This window comes from Ochrobactrum sp. SFR4 (assembly GCF_019730395.1).
In the GTDB taxonomy this organism is placed as follows: Bacteria; Pseudomonadota; Alphaproteobacteria; order Rhizobiales; family Rhizobiaceae; genus Pseudochrobactrum.
In genome coordinates, this window is record NZ_JAAPBB010000338.1 from 1 (window position 1) to 372 (window position 372).

General features: G+C 47.3%; 1 protein-coding gene. It reads right to left on the minus strand.

Annotation, left to right across the window (positions count from 1 at the left end; all coding sequences use genetic code 11):
- Positions 1–56: 56 nt before the first annotated feature.
- Positions 57–372, minus strand: a 316-nt coding sequence (locus HBA93_RS19260; RefSeq protein ID WP_221724369.1) for an EAL domain-containing protein, incomplete at its 5' end; no start/stop codon positions are given.

Sequence of the window (372 nt, forward strand, 5' to 3'; positions counted from 1 at the left end):
CCTGCCAATACAGTGCTGCCGGACTAGCCGGTCGTGCTGAGTTGGCATGCTATGTGTTAATCTTTGTTGATCTGTGTCTTGAAGACGGCAATAGGTTGCGGCTTTGAAAAATAGTAGCCCTGCAAATATTCGACGCCTTTTTCCTGCAGGTAATTGGCTTGTTCAAGTGTCTCAATTCCTTCGGCGATAACTTTGAGCTTCAGCTGTCCGGAAAGGTCAATGATGCTCTGCAAAACATGACAGGACAGATCATTACTGCCAATGCCGGTGATGAAACCACGGTCGATCTTGAGCATGTCTGCCTGAAATTCTTTCAGATAATTCAGGTTGGAGTGACCGACGCCGAAATCATCCAGTGCGATGAGGATACCT